The organism is Rhodoferax saidenbachensis, from assembly GCF_031457975.1.
Taxonomy (GTDB): Bacteria; Pseudomonadota; Gammaproteobacteria; order Burkholderiales; family Burkholderiaceae_C; genus Allorhodoferax; species Allorhodoferax saidenbachensis_A.
On the sequence record NZ_JAVDXO010000008.1, the window covers coordinates 117875 to 135725 of the forward strand.

Sequence of the window (17851 nt, forward strand, 5' to 3'; positions counted from 1 at the left end):
TGCCCGACGTTGCCGCAGGGTGGTAAAGTCTCCGCTGGCCATACGGCCCTCTGTCTTACCTCCCTGGACAGAGCCCTAAAGGGGTTAGCCCAGCCATCGTGCTGGGCTTCTTTTTTTTTGCGAATCGCATTGATGTTTCACACAAAGCATTTGAATCCAAAGCTGCGACGATTTGCGTGCGCTATCGTTGTTCGAATGTTGGCCATGCTCGCCACAGTGGCATTTGCCTCTCAGGCCGGTGCATGGGGTGTCCAAGGCCATCAGGTGGTAGCCGGCATTGCGCAAAAGCACTTGAGTCCTAAGACTCGCGCCGAAGTTGAACGCCTTCTTCAGGTTGAGCCAGGAGCGACGCTCGAGTCCATTTCCACATGGGCTGATGAACACAAAAATCGTACAACCGCTCCCTGGCATTACGTCAATTTTCCGCGAGATACTTGCGTCTATGAAGCAAAGCGGGACTGCCCTGATGGCCAATGTCTGATTGCAGCCATTCAGCGGCAGATTGAAGCACTCGGCTCAGCCGTACCAGACGAAAAGCGCCTACTGGCTCTGAAGTACCTTGTGCACTTGATTGCGGACGTCCACCAGCCGCTGCATGCGGGCTATCTGGACGACAAGGGAGGCAACAAGTACCAGCTACAAGCGTTTATGCGTGGCTCAAACTTGCATGCTGTTTGGGATACCGGACTCATTCGAAATTTAGATGAAGGGCCCAGCGAAATAGCCAAAAGGCTTACTGACGCGTCTCTGAACCAGGCTTCACTCGAACTTGAACCCATTCGAGCTGCAGAGGAGTCTTGCAAGATTGTGGGTACACCAGGGTTCTATCCTGACCGGAAAATTGATGCGACCTACATTCGCAGGTACACGCCAGTGATGGAAAGCAGGTTGCAGCTGGCAGGTCTTCGGTTGGCTGGTATCTTGAACAGAGCGCTGAAGTAGGGATGAGCACCGTGCCCGCTGGTTTCTTGCTTCGTAAGTCCTTGATTTCAAAAAGGTTTAACGGTTGAACGATTGCAAAGTGCTTCATCCAGAGGTACCCAGACATAATCGTTGGGTCTGCACAAACTGCAGAGCACGCAATAGTGCCTGATGCTTTTCAGACCCGGCATTACAAACAAATATGTCGGCGTCGCGAGAGTTGTTCCAGCGTTGATTTCCGCGGGAGACCCAGCGCGCCCGCACCCGGAATGCAGGGACTATGAGGATGTGCGGGGCAGGGGGGACAGATTGGACTGTCTATGCCGGAGGTTGCCTATGGCTGCGCTGGACACTCCGTTACCGTAACCTGTTATCGAATCTTTTGGAGTGTCCGGCGCGTGCGCTTTTGCCGTGAAACAATTGCTGTTTCTGGACCGTAAAAGGGCTGGAAACCTAGTACTGGCGCGGGTTTCGGCGTGGGTGCTGTGAAACCCGTGAAACATTGAACTTTCCGGCGCTTAGAAGTCTTGCCTCGAGGCAAGATTCAGATGTTCTCGTAATGGCCGCAAGGCGGCGTAGGTAGTCTTGGACACCCATTTGCAATTGATACCCCTGGTCTGCGCTTGCTCCAAACAAAAAATGGTTTCTGAATGGAGAAACGACACGACCTGTCACTCACGACATGAATACTGCACTTCCTCAAAACTACTTAATAGGAGTGAAATCATGTTCTGGCTAGCAATCATTGGTCTTGGAGTGTCGTTCGCCTTTATCAAACTAGGCGCGCTATCGGTATGGGTGGGGATATTGGCGGCGGGCATAAAACTAGCGCTGCTCGTCATCTCTAGTCTTGTGGTCGTGCTGATTTGGAAGATGACGTTTGGTTCAAAAAGCTGAGCGACCGATTGTGGGGGCTCGAAATAGGAGCATTGAGCGATATCAAGTTCAGTGCCCACCTTGGAGCCAATCCCGCTAATATCATCATTCAAACAAGTGCGGAAACCGCAAAGAACATTTCATAACGGGGGGATTTATGGCCGTAGGCGCTCAGGCAATGTTGAATGTCGCAAATTTGCATCCAGCAGGGATGGTGCTGAGTTCAATGGCCACGGCCATTCAAGGCATTTACAACATGGGTACTTCAGTCAATGAGTTCATTGACGACCACATCGACTTGATGAAGAAGTCTGAAAATTCGACCGTTTCAAAGACGGGTCGGGTTCTGGAAATGGCGAAGTTCGGGTTCGGTCTTGGATACATGAGCTCCGTCACCATCATTGCAACCGGACAATTGCTGCTTGGGAATACCCTCGCCGCGGCTGGGACTGTTGCAACCGCAGTAACGTTGACGAATCCGATTGCAATGACATGCGCTGCATTCGGGGCAATCTATTACGGCTGGAACGCGCTAAGCGACGCTGAACGCAATGAGCTTCTTGACAAGTTACGCGCAGGATTAGAAATTGGGGTTGAAACAATCAAGGCAATTATTGCGTTCGTTGTAAAGACAACCAATGAAATATTGAGCCCGGAAAACATCGCGGAATTCAAAGGCTTTATCAAAACCTATGCCGCAAAGTTTGGAAGGAGTCTGTCAGACGTCACCGGCAGGATGGTTGATATCTTGAAGGATGCCGCTGAACAGACTGTAAAGAAATCGAGCGAGATTTATGAGTCAACCGCAGGCGTTCTCTCAGAGGTTGCCACCCAAACAGGACAAGTTGCTTCCAGCGCAGCCGAAGCCACATCCAGTGCTGCAAAGAGTGCGCTGGAGTCAACCGGGGCCATGTTGGGAACAACGTCTATGGCAGTCAAAGGCGCGGTGGGCAAAGCCAGTGAAGCCGCATCCGAAACTGCAAAGGGACTTTACGTACGGACGGTTGATGCCGCGCAGCAGTTGAAAACGTCCAAAGCGAAGCCTGGATTACTAGCGGTTGATACATCTAAGGCTGTAGCGGACGAAGAGGTAGCAAAGGACATCCACCCCCCGAAGGTTTGATTGCAGCGAATCTTTAAGCCTACTGACTTGTACCTTGACTGTTGCCAACCACGACACCCTTGTTCGCCGCCTGGCGATGATTCTCATTAAGCTCAATCAAGGTGAGAAGCTGGACCCAAGGCAACTTGCACACGAGTTCGACGTCAATTTGCGAACAGTGCAACGGGATATCAACGAACGATTCAGCTATTTGCCATTAGAGAAGAGTGAAGGCAAGTACTATTTGAATCCCGCCTTCCTTGGCAAGCTCGCATTGAAAGACATTGAGCGCTTCGCAAGCCTGGCAGGAGTGGCAGGCCTTTTCCCGACACTCTCAGAAGACTTCCTTCGGGAAATATTCGACGCGCGGATTCAATCGGCGCTCCTGATAAGGGGGCATCACTATGAAGACCTTCGGGGAAAGGAAGAGTCCTTCAAAAAGCTCGAGCAGGCCATCTTTGCGCGCGCTATTGTCAGTTTTTTTTACCAGGGCACTGACAGTTCAAAGGTCTATGACGTTGAACCTTATAGGCTCGTGAATAACAAGGGAGTTTGGTACCTTGCAGCCAGGCATTCCGACAAGTTAAAGACCTTCTCATTTTCAAAAATTGAAGGCCTTCTGGTATCCGAGCAGAAGTACCACTTTAATCAGAGCGTGAATGACACGCTGGATTTGGAAGAAGGGGTTTGGCTCAGCGAGCAACCCACCGAAATTGTTCTGAAAGTGGACAAGGCCATCGCCCCTTATTTCAAACGACGCAAACTCATTGCCAATCAGGTTATCGAAAAGGAACTTGTAGACGGCAGCCTGATTTTGTCGGCGAAAGTCGGCCATCGCAACCAGGTGGTTCCCATCGTCAGGTATTGGATTCCCAACATTTGGGTCATCAGCCCTGATGGATTGCAGGAAGAAATTGACACTGAGTTGCGTGGCTATTTGTCAGATAGCCGAAAAAATCATTGCCATGATTGAGTGCGGTATGAAGAGCGAGGGCTTTCGCTGGGCAGTCAGAATCGTTACGGACCCGCCCATCTTCATAGACTGGCGAGGCTTTCCAATGGGCATAATTGGCCATATCAAAGGCGCTTTTAAGCGCTTGAAATCGCATTTCGGGGAGTGCACATGAACTTAGGTTTTCCAAGGTTAGACCCTCCAACTTTGCTTTTTTCAGTCGCTATTCTTGCGGCAATGTTGGGAACGGTTGCATTCACAATGGCCCGTGGAAACATCGGTAGTCAGTCTGCCCTCAGATATTGGGGCAAGAGCATGGCCTGTGGCGCGGGGACTTTTTTCCTTTGGACCTTTACGGGGTATTGGCCTTTTATAGCGACATTTCTTATTGCAAATTTGTTCGCGATTTCAGCAGTTCCGTTGGGCACGATTGCCTATTCAAAACTTTTTCAAGTCGAGCCGCCCAAGCAGGTATTTCAGGCTACTGTTTTGTTCGGTTTAGCTGGAGTGCTCGGTACGTATTTTTTTGATACATCCAGAGGCATTGCCATCTTCACTATGAATGCGAGTTTGGCTGTTCAGCTCGCTGTAATGGGGCATTTGGTCTTCCGACACAGAGGGGAACACACGCTGGGAATTTCCGTTCTAGCAACCCTTGTTATTGCTTTTTTGGCGCTGACACATAGTGCTCGAGCAGTTACAGCGATTATTGGTAATACTTCTGCCGTAATTCCTACGGGCAATTCGATTACTCTTATTTTTTACTACCTGACATTTGTTGCGTACATCTCCTCAACATCCATTGCTCTCTTTGCAATAAACAATGAAAAGAACCGCCGCGAAACAGTTGAAAGATTGCGCCGAGACGGATTGACTGGACTCTACACGCGGACGGCGTTCGTCGAGATGGAACAGGAAATCGAAAATGCTGGTCGCATCGACGGCTACGCACTCATGATGATTGACATTGACCACTTCAAGTCAATCAATGACCGTTTTGGTCATGGCGGTGGAGATGTCGTGCTAGCGCACGTAGGACGTCTACTCACGAATGCTTTCCGATTGTCAGACATTGTTGTCCGATACGGTGGTGAAGAGTTTTGTGTCGTGTTGCGTGCTTGCTTAGAGACGGATGCTGAAAAATATGCGAGCAGGCTCGTTAAAGATGCAAATGCGCAAACGGTCAGACTGCCCGATGGAAAAACTGCCCGGTTTACTCTGTCCGTCGGTTACGCCAGCGCTTTGCCTGCTTCCAGCAATAATACTCTGCCGGAGTCACTCCAAAGCGTCATCAATCGGGCAGACGCGGCACTTTACAAGGCCAAGGAAGCAGGGCGAAATCAAGCAGTTTCGGCAGCTCCGTTAGAGTTGTTGGTTGCGGTATAGCTCAAGCCGTTGTTCTGAACTGCTGTCATGTACACAGCAAAGGGCCACAACCGTTCACTCGTCAATGACCGCTTGGGGGGCAAGCGTCGCACGGACAACGTAAGCGCGCGGCGAAGTCTCCTTGACAACTCTCGGCGAGCTCACCAGCGCCAAGCGAGGACACGATGACAGAAAAGACCGCATGGGAGAAGGCGGCTGCGGCAAACGGAACGACCCCGTCAGAGCGGGCGCTTGCGAGCCTCGCGCGCAAGGCATTCCTAAGCTTATGGAGCTATCCGAACGTCTTCACGGACGAGGGACGGGCCAATGGCAAAGGGGATGGCAAGGAGCTCTGCGACCTGCTGGTTGTTTTCGGAAACGACGTGCTGCTGTTCTCAGACAAAGACTGCGCCTACCAGAGCAATCTGGATGTGAAGGTCGCCTGGCCCCGTTGGTACAGAAGCGCAATTGACAAGTCGGCGAGGCAACTTGCGGGAGCCGAAAAGTTCATCAAGGCATTCCCGAAGCGAATCTTCTTGGACAAGGCATGTCAATCCCTGCTGCCCATAGAGCTCCCCGACGCCAGCGTAGCGCGCTACTACCTCATCGCTGTGACACGAGGGTCGCACTTGCCCGCGCAGCAGTTTTTTGGCGGTGGAAGCTCGGGAAGCGTCATGCTGTTCAACCATCTGGTGGGAAAAGCAGCTCATGCACAAACACCGTTCCACATCGGCCTCCCCTTGGAGAGCCGCCGTTTTGTCCATGTCCTTGACGAGATGACGGTTGACATTCTGCTCGAAGAGCTCGACACGGTGCCCGACTTGGTTGGATACCTTAGGAAGAAGGAGGAGTTCATGCAGCAACCCGGTGTCATCGTCTCCGTACCGGGTGAGGAAGAGCTACTTGCACGATATATGTCCACGATGCGCGACGAGGAACACGCATTCCCCAAAACACCGAAGGGCGTCGACTTCGTCGCTCTTCCGGAGGGCGACTGGGCGGTGTATCGAGCAAGTCCACAATGGAAAGCCAAGCAAAAGGCCAACGAAATCAGCTACATGTGGGATGCGCTCATCGAACACCAGAGCGGGTTTATCCGCTCTGGCAAAGCTATCACCGTACCCTGGCTGCCGAACACGGACGGCGTTAATCACGAGCGTATCGTTCGAGCCCTCGCCGCCCAACCGCGTCTCGTCCGGCGCAGCCTGTCCACGGACCTTCAAGTTGCGATGCACCGCAGCGACCCGGGCCACATGTTCGCCCGCGTCAAGATGACCGGCCGTCCACCCGACCAAGCCTTCGTTTTCCTTACCATCCCCAGGACAGAAGGCGAGGACTACGACACGACCTACCGGCACCGGCGGATGCACACCCTCATGGTCTACTGCCACGCCGTCAAAGACGCAATGCCAACGCTGAAGGAAGCCATCGGGGTGGCCAGTGAGCCGTTCTCAGAGGGGACAGCGTCCCAAGATTTCATACACGTTGACCTGTCTGAGATGTCTGACGAGGAACTCAAGGAATGGCGTGAGCAAGCGGACGAACTCGACATTCTGCGACCGAAAACCGAGACGAAATTATTTCGGCACACCGAGCCCGAATTTCCTGCCCCGTTCCGGTTCGTCGACTCCTCACCACGCTATCTTGGCGAAGGAGGCCTGCCAATGAATAGGGCCGCGCGGCGGCAGGCGGATAAAGAAGCGCGGCGAGACCGGAAGACCCGCTAGGTGGGGCTTCGAGGTGCGTGGCTGGTGTCCGCTATGCGGCGAGCAACTCAGCGCCCTAGAAGTCGCTTCAGGGCCCGTAGGCGTCGTTAGTGCCTCTCTGAATCTGACAGCTCCATATTTGTAATCAAATCAGCTCATGCGCCGACTCTGCCGGGCTATACACGCCGCACTCTTCCTCCGCCGGGGAGTAGCACACTGGAAGCAGGTCGTCCTCGGGGGGCGGCACGTCGAGCGCTTTTAAGTGCTGCAGTACTTCAAACAGACCGATTTGCGTTATACAAGTTTCCTTTTTACCAACGGTTAATCTTTCTTGTAATCAATTCATCTGCAGCTGCGAGCCGGTCCTCTGCCTGTACCACCGACAGCACCTCCGCCTCGCTCACCGGCATTTGAAAAAGCTGCAGGCTGAAGGCGTACTGGTGCGCAAATTTACGGGAGAGGTGGTAGTAGCGCTCAACGACGATTAAGGCCTCCTGGGCGGACTCTGGCCAGTCATCCAAAATCTTTTCTGGCTTCATTCGGCTGGCGTGCCCCGTTTCCGCCGAGCACGGAATTCGGCCAAGCGCTCAGGCGACAGAACTTCCTCAAGCGAAATTGACTGGTCCCCGCGCGGGTACTTCTCTGCAATCTTTGCCATCAACGTTGCCTCATCAACAGGTGCAGTGACTGAAAGCAAAATCAGGTGCGACAGTTCTTCCTTGGTCACCAGCCCGTACCTATGCAGTTCCCGGGCAGTTTCGGTTAGCTCTTGCATCACTCGAGAGCCGCCATCAACGCGCACGTGTTTGAAGGCCTCGAATGCAGCTTCTTTAGTGAATAAATGCCTGTTGTCAGGGTCGGAGATAGCGCAAAACGTGCTCCAAACCGCCGGGTCAATACCGTGCTTTGGTGGAGGGTAGTTCTTGCGCTCTGTCAATGCTGCTCTCCCGCCATCTCCAGGAGTTTTTCCTTGATTTCAAAAAGCACTTCCGGGTCAGAAATGCCTTCGTTTTCGTCGGTTTGAATAAACCTCCCCGCGGCTTCGGGCGGCCAGCCCTCATTCGTATCATCTAATGCCAACCAAGCGCGCGGCCGGCGGCGCAGAACGTCTTCGTACACCTGCAGCCCCCGTGGCTTGTCGTACTGAAATTCAGACCTCGACATGTGTCTCGAATGAAACGTCCCACCAATAACACGGCGCTGCAAAGCCTCTGGCAGTCGCTTCGCTGCGCCAGTCACCCCGTACTGGAGCGCCCACGACGTACTGAGCACTATCTGCACTTCCGGGAATGGCTCCAGCAGCTCTGCAAGCAGTGAGGCGTGCTGGAACAGTTCGTACCCAGGGGGTACGTGTAAATACGCCCCTTTCTTGGGGTGCCAAAGGACATTTTCATGATGCATGACGCCATCAAAATCCAGGTACAGCACCAATCCGTCTCGGCCTCTCACTGTCATTCCAATATCACTCCCTGGATATCCCCGTCCGGGGCAATCTCATAACTCCGGATGGGCAGTGGAAAATCTGCCAACTTCTCTACCGCTCGCATCTGCACTGGCAGCGGTTTAGAGCACAGGCCGAACACAATGTACGCGTCAGCAAGTTCGTTATTTCTGGGCTGCACAACAACAGCATCCTGCGGCTGTTGTTGCAAATGTGCAATCAATTCAGCGACGGTCATACCTTCTGCTTCTCCAATTTCCGACAAGCTGGTGAGTAATCTGTACTTAATTCCGTGGAAGTAGTGCCAGTCCGTCACTATCTATCTCCCGCTTGCGAAGTTGCATCCAAGATTCCCAGAATTTCCGGGTTCTGGATGACGCGCTGGAAAGGCGGCACCGGCCCAAATACTTCTGGAAGTTCTTTGTGTGCAGCTTCAATGTCTCGCAACGTCGGGAAGTGACGCAGGAGCGCTTCTGCCTCGGTCACCATTGTCAACGGCAGCACGTCATCCCCAAGGGAACACAAGCGGTGCAAGAATTCTTTTGTCAGCACGAGCGACCGCGTGCGCTGGTACGGTGTTGTCATTTCTTGCTCCGTCTGCGTCTGTGTACAAACGCACTTAGCTCAACCAGCGTGCCGCCCCCAAAGTCTGGGGTGCTCTGCATACGTGCAATGAGCGCGTCGTCGCCGACGTGGTCGCGCGCCTCCATTCGTGCCATCTCTTGCAGCTCTGTAGCAGTTACCGTGTCAACTGACAAGGTGTTTCCATCCTCGCGAAGCACTTCGACTTCGTAAGCCTCGCCATCTTTGTACGTGTGCACGACTACGCCCGTTGCCCCCGGCTTCACTCGATTTGCGTACAGCTTTACGGCGTTCTCAAGTGAAAAAGCTTCGCAATTGATGCCCCGTAGCCATGCCTCTTGCGCTGTCGTCAACACCGGCACCGGCCGTGGTGGTACGACGTCCAGCAACGAATCGAGCACTGCTCCGTGCTGGGCAGTGGCTGCTTTTCCGAGAGCAGCGTGCTGCGCGGGAGTTAGCGGCGCGAAGTCTGTGCGTTGCATTTTTGATAGCAAATCTCGCTGCATTCTCCGGACCGCTTTCTGTTGATTGCGGGTGTAATTCTTCCAAAAGTATTCCAGTTCTGGATATCTGTTTTCAAGCTGCAATCTTGCTATTGCTCGCAAAGCCGGACGCCAATCGCGAGATATTCGAACTGGCATCAATTCATCCCCCGTCTTGACTGCAACCGGTTCAGCTCACGCTCCTGCGCAGCCGTAAGCGGCAACAAGGTGCGCATTTTTCTTTGCACGCAAATCTTGCCGACCATCTCCTCAGTGCGGTCCCAGAAATCTGAGGTGTACTGTTCGCCGGCAGGCAGGAGCCACACTACGCCCTCCACATCGAGGGCTAGATTCTTTTCAGTGTCGAAAAACCTAATGACCCCTGATTCCATGGGCTCGCCATCGCGGTAATCGAGCCCGGACAGGGTGTATGCCTCACCGTAGGGCGAGCAACGCAAAGCCAGCACTTTCCACTGGCGGAGGACTCGGTCTGGGCGACGGTGGATAGGGGCTTCCAACATCCCCAAAGTTTATGAATTCCACTGTCAAAACGCCAGAAAACACCCCCAGAATTCTGGTGCTGGTGTGCAACTGAACATCCAGTATTGCTAACTAGAAGATTGCTTTTTTTCGGGCGTGCACACTCGTGAGAGACGCTGGTACCTCCCCGGCCTTGAGGGCTTCCAGGTGCTCCTGCATGAAGCGGTACACCGGCCCTTTTTCCATGGCTTCTCCCGCATCGGTTTGGAGCGTCAGCCCATCGGCGGACTCGTAGGCAACGAAGAGCTTGCCCTGGACGGTCAGTGCAGCCAGCAGGTTTCGTTGCCCAAAGAAATTAAAAACCTGCGTCTCCCCAATAGCCTTGGGAAGAAAGGAGGGCGGTCGTTTGCAGTGGATGGGAGTCATCCACTGTGTAGCAACGCCTGGATAGGTTTTGCAGCAACTGATTTCACCGTTCCAAATAAAAAAGCCACCCAGAACAGGTGGCTTTCCGAATCACTGGACGATGGGTCCTTCTCGATAGCGACGGTTTCGCGTCAGTCGTACCAACCGTCGTTGTTGGTAGGTACGCGCTGCACAACGCTGACTGGCTCCTCGGGTGAGGTGACAGCTTCGCCGGTCGACCTTTTTTTTTCTTGGGCCTGTGCTTGTGCCTGTAAGTCAGCCATCAGGGCCGCCGGCTTGGCAATCTTCTGGGCCTCGAACGCAATCACCAGGAGATTCCCGGTGGGTTTGCCTTCGCGGCTCATATAAAAGTCGGCCTTGAGCTTGCCGGTGACCCGAACGAAGTCCCCTTTTTCCAATTGGGGGTCGACGTCCTTCATGACGCGCACCGTATAAAAAGTGGGGGAAGAATCTATGCCCCGTTGGCTCTCAGCTAGCCTCATCTCGTAATACCCGCGCTGGGTGGTTTTTGACACCTTGCGCTCTGGATTTTTTGCGATGTTGCCGAATACCTGCATGTGTTTGTCCTCAATTAAATGGGATGGCAAGTGCCATCTGAGAACGTATAGCGACGTGATTCGGGTGGGACTATGTCCAGTGCTTTCTCAGCGTGAGAGCTGATGTATGGACGTCAACGGTGGTGCACCATGAGGGGGCAGCGTCGATTAAGATGAAGTCGGCATTTCAGACTTGCTGTTTGACCTGCTACACAGGTTACGGTACCATTCTGCAACACCGCAGATTCAAAAATTGCAATAGAAACAAGGTCTTGCGAGTGGGTGGGGATAGTCCCGTCCACTCCGCCAAATTGAGAAGCCCTTGCATGCAAATGCAAGGGCTTTTTCTTTGGTCAAGCTGAGTAGCCCACTCTAGCCATCCGATGAAGCGCCTGTCTCTACCTAGGTAGTTGAAGGGTTTTGCGTCGCATCTAGCATCAGGCGATGCGGATCATCACCAGGGTTTGGTTCAGTAACTGGTAGGCAATTTCGCCAAAGGTTACCGGGCCTTGCACGCCACCGATGGCCTTGCCTTCGAGTTCGCCGTAGAGGAAGTTCAGGATGCAGTTGCAGCCCAGTACCACCCCGGCGGGGTCCACCTCGGCTAGGCGGGCGCGGAAGGCTCCGGCATAGTCGGGCACCGGTTTGGCCAAGTGGTAGTCCACCCCCGGAAACACTGGCGCGTACAGGTTGACCAGGCCCTTGGCGTCGTCGATGCTTTGCAGAGATACGTTGACGTGCGCACCGGCGAAGTCACCCACCAGCGGCAGCTTGCCGTGGTCCAGCCCGCGACTGCGCAGGTACTGGGCCAAGTCGACCCGTTCGCCATTGACTTCACACTCGCGGACCTGGAACGAGGTTTCGCTGAAACGCAGCACATCGCCATCATCGGGTTCAAACAGGTTGACGATTTCCAGCGAGGCCATTTTGTCGGCGGGAAGCCCGACATAGGCTACCACTGCGCGGTCTTCGTACTTGGTCGCGGTGCGGCCATCGTAGACCTTGGGACAGATACGGCCCAGGTCGGACAGGTGCACGCCAGAAATCCAGCCCACCGTGGGTTTAAGGAACGCGTCGGGGTTGTTCGAAGCCTCAGCAGCATAGCGTTGGTGGCACTGGCCGCCTGCGGGAATGATGGTCAGGGAAAAACCGTTGTCCGGCGCATTTTTCACGATCCCCGCCAAGGCATCGGGACCATAGCAGGCGATGTGGACTTCACCGAGATGGGACAGGTCGGTGGCGAACACCTTGCCTTCGGTCACTACGGTGCCGCCGCCGACGACCATGAAGTAGGGAATGGTGCCGCCGATCCAGTTGCCCGTGGGCAATTGGTCCAGGGCCGACTCGGGGCCGGCCAGGCTGAGTGAAGCACCGCTGCGGATCAGTTCGGCTGCAGCGCCGATGGAGATGAGTTCGTTCATGGTGACTTCCGATCAGAGGGTTGCAAGTTGTTGGACTTCGTTGGGCAGTGCACGCTCCCATCTGGCAAAGTACGCGTGGAGTTCACCTGCCTTGACGGAGATGGGGTCGGTGCTGCGCTCGATGCGCTTGGTCATTAGCTGGGTTCCCAGGTGCTGCGTCTTCAGCCGCGACAGGGTGCCGCCGGCAAGGCGCTGCCAGCATGGATGGTTGGGGCCGGGAACAGTCATAGGGATATCTCCGTTTTTGATGGCTAGGTGGACTGACATACGGTGTCGCATCCGTCGCGCCTAGTATTTGTGAAGAGGTCGCTACCGGCCTGCGAGCCGCAACATGATGGTGCTTGCTGAGCGCCTTCAGCCATTTGTGCTGGATCAAAAGGACGCGCAAATTTTGTACTGATGAATTGCGCCGGAGATGCGCTTGGCAAGTGGCGCTCGTTGTGTTTCGCTAAAACCGGTTGCTATGCATGGAGTTGAATTTCAAGTGGGACTTTGATCGAAATCAAATCCAATCAGGTCTTTGCTGATGAAGATAGAAACATCGGTAGGTGGCATCGGACTACCCGCCCCAGGAGGCAACATATGCAGCAACATCGAGAGACTGGGAGCTTGGTGATTTGTCGTTTCAAATCTAGACAACGGCGCCGGTGCTCCTGCGCACACATAGACTGGAAGACGGCCCCATCCCTGCGAGTTCAGCCATGACTCGCAATAGCCCCCTGACAGACTTCTGCGCCCAGGACGTCTTGGCAGGGGATGCGGAACATTCGATGGACACATGGGCACCAGAGATCATTGCATCGGCCCCCGATGGGGTTTTGCTGGTGAATCTGGAGGGCATTATTTTGCTCACGAACCAGGCCATGGAGAACATCTCTGGGTACTCCGAATCTGAACTCGTGGGCCACCCGGTGGAGATTCTTCTGCCCGCAGAATTGCGGGCGCGCCACAAAGAGAGCTCCCGTCGCTTTGGTAGCAATCCTGTGCGTCGCCCGATGGGAATGGTCAAGGATCTTTGCCTACAACACAAGGATGGCACATCTGTAGCCGTGGACATCGCATTGAGCCAGTGCGTGGCGCACGGCGCAACTGCAACGATCGTTTTTGTGCGGGATATCTCAGGCATCAAGTTGCTTCAGAAGCAAATGCAATTCCAGGCAACACGAGATGCCCTCACCGGCATGCCGAATCGTTGGATGCTAGGCCAACACCTGGGGCACGCGCTCTTGCAGGCAAGACAGAACCAGACGCAACTGGCTGTGTTGATGATTGACCTGGATGACTTCAAGTCGGTCAAGGACCTCCATGGGCATAGCCTCGGAGACAAGGTCCTGATTGAGGCGTCCCAACGCATCGCTGAAAGCGTGCGTCCGTGCGACACCGTCGCTCGGCTGAGCGGTGATGAATTTGTCGTTCTGTTGAACGGACTCAGCATGCCGACGGAGGCAGTTGCGGTAGCTGACACGCTGGGGTATCGGCTGGAGCAGCCCTGCAGCGTGGAGGGTCAGAAGATCCGCCTGAGCGGCAGCGTTGGTATTGCGATCTACCCTGACGACGCAAAGGACGCGGAAACACTGATGCGCTGCGCCAACATGGCCATGTTCCGCGCAAAGGCTGAGGGAGGGGGGCGCTACGCCCTGTACTCTGTCAGCATGGCGGCGCGGGTAGCAGAACGAGTACGAATCCAGGACCGACTTGAAACGGCGATCAGAACCAATACCCTTGAACTTCATTACCAGCCGCAGATCGATGTGGTGACCGGTGCCATTGTGGGTGTCGAGGCGCTGTTGCGCTGGACGGACGAAGAGCTCGGGGATATGCCACCCGATCGATTCCTGTCCATCGCGGAAGAAACGGGTTTGATCATTCCACTGGGTAACTGGGTGCTGGACAGTGCCTGCCGGCAGGCTGCGATTTGGTTTCGGGCAGGCTTTCCGATCCGGGTCGCCGTCAATATATCCGCACGTCAGTTCCGTCAACCCGACTTGTCCGAACAGGTACAGCGGCGAATCCGGGAGGCAGGCTTGCCGCCGCATCTGATCGAACTGGAGATTACAGAGTCTGAGGCGATGACAGACCCGCAGCAAACGAAAGCGCTACTGACCGAGCTTTCCGGGCTGGGTGTGGCGGTCGCTCTGGATGATTTTGGTACCGGGCATTCGTCGCTGGCCTACATACGCGACTTTCCGATTTCCCGCTTGAAAATTGACCGCTCTTTTGTCCAACCGATCACACAACGCAAAACAGATGCCGCATTGGTGAAAGCCATTTTGGTGTTGGCCCACATAATGAGCCTTGAGGTCGTTGCGGAAGGGGTTGAAACCCAGAGTCAGTTGGAGTTTCTGCGCGCACATGGCTGCAACTACTACCAAGGATGGCTGTTTTCCAAAGCAGTGTCCGCTGGGGAAATCAGTGCGATGTTGCAACGATCCCAGCAGCTTCTTGCCGTTTGATACAGCGGTGCGGCTAAGCAGCGTGCTCTCACCGGACGAATCGTCGAACGGGTAACGTGACAGCGTCGAACTGCGGGCGAGTTTTTATGCCGATGATGGCTCATCGTGTCGAATTGCGCTGAACCCCCATACGGACTGCTGCGCCCCAATGGTCTTGGCGACCGCGATACAACCCTGTTGCAGCGCTAGGTTGTGTCTTTGGGTATTTTGGGCGGTGATCGGTTCAGCGCCAGTGGTGATGCCCACCCCAGCCCCAGCCGTATCCAAAGTGCAGGTTGACGGGCGGGTAGTAGGGCCGCGTGTAGTAGATGGGGTACACCGGTTGCGACATCACGACCACGGGTGGCTGGGTGTAGACGGGCTGCGGCGGTGCCGCCGCATAGGCGGGGGGCATCTCTTGCTGTGGGCTAGCGCCTATTGGGGCTACCGACAGCGGGATGGTGGGGCCTGGGTCGTTGGGCATTTGCACCGAATACTGCCTGCCCGCATATTCGTAGACCACGTTGTAGGCCACGGTGCGGTTCTCGTAAAAGTTTTGCGTGCTGCAGGTTTGTACGGTCTGCACTTGTGGCTCGGGATTGCCCTCAATACGGTTGCCCACGATGGCGCCACCAATCAACCCGATCACCGTGGCGGCCGCCTGGCCAGAGCCGCGGCCGACAGCATTCCCCATGGCGCCGCCCGCAATGGCACCCATGACCGCACCGGCGCCTGATTTTTGTGGCTGCACCGCCACTTGCTGGTTGGAACACACCTGGCGTGGCATGGCCACTTGCTGCTGTACCGGTGTGGATGAGAGCACGCGCCCCACGTCCTGGGGCTGGGCCTGCGCAAGGCACGTACCGCCCAAGGCCAGGACGAAGGAGGACACAAGGGTTTTGGCAAGGGGTGTCATGGTGTGGTTTTCAACGGCTTTGTGTAGTTGGAATAGGCAAACTCACTCTTTAACGCGCTCCCTTCTGCCGCCCGTTGACAGGGTTCATGTAAAGCTGCGGCCACCCCATTTCATGTTGCGGCGCAACACGACGACAATGGCTTATGCGCAAACACTTCTCTGAAACCACAGGGCATCAGCGCCTGGTCTATGGCGCCATCGCGGGCGGCTTGATGGCGGTGCTGCCGCTGCCGATTGGCGCACCGTCACGGGCCCTGCTGGCCTGGACCGTGGGCGCCAGCGCCTATCTGGTGTTGTCGTGGTGGCTGGCCGTAGAGTTTGATGCGCAGCGCACGCGGGCTCGCGCGCAAGCGCAGGACCAACCAGGCATGATGCTGTTTGCGCTGCTATTGCTCTCGGTATTCGCCAGCTTTGCGGCCATCGCGCTGATGCTGCTGCACGTCAAGGACCTGTCGGGCGCGCAGCGCGCGGCGCACTTGGGTCTGAGCATGCTGGCGCTGGCGTCCACCTGGTTGCTGATGCAAACCATCTTTGCGTTCCGCTACGCCCATGTGTACTACCAGGAAGAGCTGCGCGGCCATCCGCGGGGCGCGGGGCTGGAGTTTCCGGGCAAGTTGCCGCCGGATTACTTTGATTTCATGTACTACGCCCACGTGGTGGGTATGACCTCGCAGGTGTCGGATGTGGTGGTCACCGCGCGCCATATGCGCCGCCTGACCCTGATGCACAGCGTGAGTGCCTTTGGATTCAACATGCTGGTGCTGGCGCTGTCCATCAACGTCATGGCCGGCGCGATCCAATGATGCCGGTGGATAGCGAAGTCCCCAGCAAAATCACCAGGCCGCAGCCCACCATCCACGGGGTGACCACCTCGCCCAGCAGCACCACGCCGTAGAACACGGCAAACACCGGCACGGCAAAGGTCACAGCCAGCGCCTTGGCCGGCCCGGCGCGTTCGATCAAGCGGAAGTAAAGAATGTAGGCAATGCCGGTGCACACCACGCCCAGCGCCAGCACGGCCAGCCAGGCCTTGGCGCTCACCGTGTGGTCCGGCCAGAAGTACCAGGCCAGTGGCGCCAGGCCCAGCGTGGCACCCAACTGGCTGCCGGTGGCCAGCACCAACGAGGGCACACCGGCCAAGTAGCGCCGCGCAAAGCTGGCCGAGAAACCGTAGAAGAAGCACGCCGCAAGGCAGGCCAACACGGCCCAGCCGGTGGACACGCCTTCGGCATTGGGCTTGAAGCTGGCCTTGTTCCAGGCCAGCAGCGCCACGCCTAGAAAACCGATGAGCAGGCCCAGAATGCGCATGCCGTGTGGCCGGTCTTTCAGCCACAGCCAAGCGACCGCGGCGCCAAACAGCGGCACCGTGGCATTCAGGATGGACGACAAGCCCGTGGAGATGGACAGCAGCGCAAACGACAGGCAGGCAAACGGAATGGCCGAGTTCATTACGCCCACGGCGAACAGCAGCTTCCAGTGCTGGCGCAGTGTGACCACCTGCCCCTTGTAGGCGAGCAATGGCAGCAAAAACAGTGCGGCAATGCCGACGCGCACACCGGCCGTGGGCAGCGCGCCAAACTCCACCGCGCCCAAGCGCATGAACAAAAAAGACGAGCCCCAGATGGCGGCCAACAACAAAAAGTCTCGCACCCAGGCGGGGGTGTGCGAAGGGGAAGAAGAGGTCGGTTCAGTCACACAAGGCTTTCAAGTTGCAGCAGGGCCACCTTACGGTCCAGGCCGCCGGCGTAGCCGGTGAGCGCGCCATTGGCACCCAGCACGCGGTGGCAGGGCACGATGATGCTGATGGGGTTGCGCCCCACAGCCGCACCCACCGCCCGTACTGCCAGCGGGTTGCGCATCTGCTGGCCAATGTGGCCGTAGCTGACGGTGGCGCCACTGGCAATGGCCCGCAACTGTGCCCACACCTGTTGCTGAAAAGCGGTGCCGCCCGACAGGTCCAGCGGCAGGTCAAACACCGTGCGCTCTTTCGCGAAGTACTGCTGCAATTGATCGCCAGCAGTCTGCATCACGGGGTGCTTGGTCGTTTGTGGCCAGATGCTGGTATCGGGCTGGTGGCTTTGCCCGTCAAACCACAGGCCGACGAGTGCGGTGTCGGTGGCCGCCAGGATGATGGTGCCCAGCGGGCTGCGCAGGGTGCTGCGGGTGGTGGTAGATGGATATTTCATACAAATAGGCCTGTAGCCCCCGTGGAA

22 protein-coding genes are annotated in these 17851 nt (G+C 56.0%); 8 read left to right on the forward strand and 14 right to left on the reverse strand.

The annotated features are described in order from the left end of the window. The first annotated feature begins 195 nt into the window (after positions 1 to 195). From J2X15_RS16150 to J2X15_RS16175, 6 genes are all read left to right on the forward strand, one after another. Positions 196 to 942 (forward strand): S1/P1 nuclease, encoded by a 747-nt coding sequence (locus J2X15_RS16150; RefSeq protein ID WP_310344602.1) that lies wholly within the window; start codon positions 196 to 198, stop codon positions 940 to 942. Positions 943 to 1647: 705 nt separating this feature from the next. After that, the gene (locus J2X15_RS16155; RefSeq protein ID WP_310344604.1) at positions 1648 to 1818 is read left to right on the forward strand and encodes a hypothetical protein; all 171 of its coding nucleotides are present in this window, start codon (positions 1648 to 1650) and stop codon (positions 1816 to 1818) included. A 157-nt stretch (positions 1819 to 1975) separates the two neighbouring features. Beyond that, positions 1976 to 2920 carry a hypothetical protein gene (locus J2X15_RS16160; protein ID WP_310344605.1) on the forward strand — a complete coding sequence of 315 codons (945 nt, stop codon included), beginning with the start codon at positions 1976 to 1978 and terminating at the stop codon, positions 2918 to 2920. Between the two features lie 34 nt (positions 2921 to 2954). After that, positions 2955 to 3872 (forward strand): helix-turn-helix transcriptional regulator, encoded by a 918-nt coding sequence (locus J2X15_RS16165; RefSeq protein WP_310344608.1) that lies wholly within the window; start codon positions 2955 to 2957, stop codon positions 3870 to 3872. Between the two features lie 150 nt (positions 3873 to 4022). Next, the gene (locus J2X15_RS16170; RefSeq protein ID WP_310344611.1) at positions 4023 to 5237 is read left to right on the forward strand and encodes a GGDEF domain-containing protein; all 1215 of its coding nucleotides are present in this window, start codon (positions 4023 to 4025) and stop codon (positions 5235 to 5237) included. A gap of 164 nt (positions 5238 to 5401) precedes the next feature. Continuing rightward, positions 5402 to 6943 (forward strand): hypothetical protein, encoded by a 1542-nt coding sequence (locus J2X15_RS16175; RefSeq protein WP_310344613.1) that lies wholly within the window; start codon positions 5402 to 5404, stop codon positions 6941 to 6943. Positions 6944 to 7233: 290 nt separating this feature from the next. On the opposite strand, the gene J2X15_RS16180 is transcribed toward J2X15_RS16175, so the two are convergent. The 11 genes from J2X15_RS16180 to J2X15_RS16230 all read right to left on the reverse strand — a co-directional run bounded on the left by J2X15_RS16180 (position 7234) and on the right by J2X15_RS16230 (position 12518). Next, positions 7234 to 7461 (reverse strand): hypothetical protein, encoded by a 228-nt coding sequence (locus J2X15_RS16180; RefSeq protein WP_310344614.1) that lies wholly within the window; start codon positions 7459 to 7461, stop codon positions 7234 to 7236. Then, complete coding sequence (locus J2X15_RS16185) at positions 7458 to 7859, reverse strand: hypothetical protein (RefSeq protein WP_310344617.1); 402 nt, start codon at positions 7857 to 7859, stop codon at positions 7458 to 7460. The genes J2X15_RS16180 and J2X15_RS16185 overlap by 4 nt, the downstream gene beginning before the upstream one ends. After that, complete coding sequence (locus tag J2X15_RS16190; RefSeq protein ID WP_310344828.1) at positions 7856 to 8350, reverse strand: HAD domain-containing protein; 495 nt, start codon at positions 8348 to 8350, stop codon at positions 7856 to 7858. Before J2X15_RS16190 ends, J2X15_RS16185 begins: the two co-directional genes overlap by 4 nt. A 23-nt stretch (positions 8351 to 8373) precedes the next feature. Then, on the reverse strand, positions 8374 to 8679 hold the full coding sequence (locus J2X15_RS16195; protein ID WP_310344619.1) for a hypothetical protein: 306 nt from the start codon (positions 8677 to 8679) through the stop codon (positions 8374 to 8376). Continuing rightward, on the reverse strand, positions 8679 to 8948 hold the full coding sequence (locus tag J2X15_RS16200; RefSeq protein ID WP_310344621.1) for a BPSL0761 family protein: 270 nt from the start codon (positions 8946 to 8948) through the stop codon (positions 8679 to 8681). Before J2X15_RS16200 ends, J2X15_RS16195 begins: the two co-directional genes overlap by 1 nt. Then, positions 8945 to 9532: a DUF4926 domain-containing protein gene (locus J2X15_RS16205; RefSeq protein ID WP_310344624.1), complete on the reverse strand. Its 588-nt coding sequence runs from the start codon at positions 9530 to 9532 to the stop codon at positions 8945 to 8947. Before J2X15_RS16205 ends, J2X15_RS16200 begins: the two co-directional genes overlap by 4 nt. Positions 9533 to 9585: 53 nt before the next feature. Continuing rightward, the gene (locus tag J2X15_RS16210; protein WP_310344626.1) at positions 9586 to 9948 is read right to left on the reverse strand and encodes a hypothetical protein; all 363 of its coding nucleotides are present in this window, start codon (positions 9946 to 9948) and stop codon (positions 9586 to 9588) included. 91 nt (positions 9949 to 10039) lie between these two features. Then, on the reverse strand, positions 10040 to 10333 hold the full coding sequence (locus J2X15_RS16215) for a hypothetical protein (protein WP_310344629.1): 294 nt from the start codon (positions 10331 to 10333) through the stop codon (positions 10040 to 10042). Positions 10334 to 10464: 131 nt separating this feature from the next. Further along, positions 10465 to 10890 (reverse strand): single stranded DNA-binding domain-containing protein, encoded by a 426-nt coding sequence (locus J2X15_RS16220; RefSeq protein ID WP_310344631.1) that lies wholly within the window; start codon positions 10888 to 10890, stop codon positions 10465 to 10467. 416 nt (positions 10891 to 11306) lie between these two features. Continuing rightward, positions 11307 to 12290: a DUF6976 family protein gene (locus tag J2X15_RS16225; protein WP_310344634.1), complete on the reverse strand. Its 984-nt coding sequence runs from the start codon at positions 12288 to 12290 to the stop codon at positions 11307 to 11309. A gap of 12 nt (positions 12291 to 12302) precedes the next feature. Then, positions 12303 to 12518 (reverse strand): hypothetical protein, encoded by a 216-nt coding sequence (locus J2X15_RS16230; RefSeq protein WP_310344637.1) that lies wholly within the window; start codon positions 12516 to 12518, stop codon positions 12303 to 12305. 473 nt (positions 12519 to 12991) lie between these two features. On the opposite strand from J2X15_RS16230, the gene J2X15_RS16235 reads away from it, so the two are divergent. Beyond that, positions 12992 to 14743, forward strand: a complete 1752-nt coding sequence (locus J2X15_RS16235; RefSeq protein ID WP_310344639.1) for a putative bifunctional diguanylate cyclase/phosphodiesterase — start codon at positions 12992 to 12994, stop codon at positions 14741 to 14743. 223 nt (positions 14744 to 14966) lie between these two features. Here the strand turns inward: J2X15_RS16235 and J2X15_RS16240 are convergent, their stop codons facing one another. Further along, a complete protein-coding gene (locus J2X15_RS16240) occupies positions 14967 to 15638 on the reverse strand; it encodes a glycine zipper 2TM domain-containing protein (RefSeq protein ID WP_310344642.1) in 672 nt (223 codons plus the stop codon). A gap of 143 nt (positions 15639 to 15781) precedes the next feature. Between J2X15_RS16240 and J2X15_RS16245 the strand changes: the two genes are divergently transcribed. Then, entirely contained in the window at positions 15782 to 16441 is a 660-nt protein-coding gene (locus tag J2X15_RS16245; protein ID WP_310344645.1) for a DUF1345 domain-containing protein, read from the forward strand. On the opposite strand, the gene J2X15_RS16250 is transcribed toward J2X15_RS16245, so the two are convergent. Beyond that, complete coding sequence (locus tag J2X15_RS16250) at positions 16419 to 17333, reverse strand: DMT family transporter (protein WP_310344647.1); 915 nt, start codon at positions 17331 to 17333, stop codon at positions 16419 to 16421. The genes J2X15_RS16245 and J2X15_RS16250 overlap by 23 nt on opposite strands. Beyond that, the gene (locus J2X15_RS16255; RefSeq protein WP_310344649.1) at positions 17330 to 17824 is read right to left on the reverse strand and encodes a methylated-DNA--[protein]-cysteine S-methyltransferase; all 495 of its coding nucleotides are present in this window, start codon (positions 17822 to 17824) and stop codon (positions 17330 to 17332) included. The genes J2X15_RS16250 and J2X15_RS16255 overlap by 4 nt, the downstream gene beginning before the upstream one ends. Positions 17825 to 17851 lie beyond the last annotated feature (27 nt).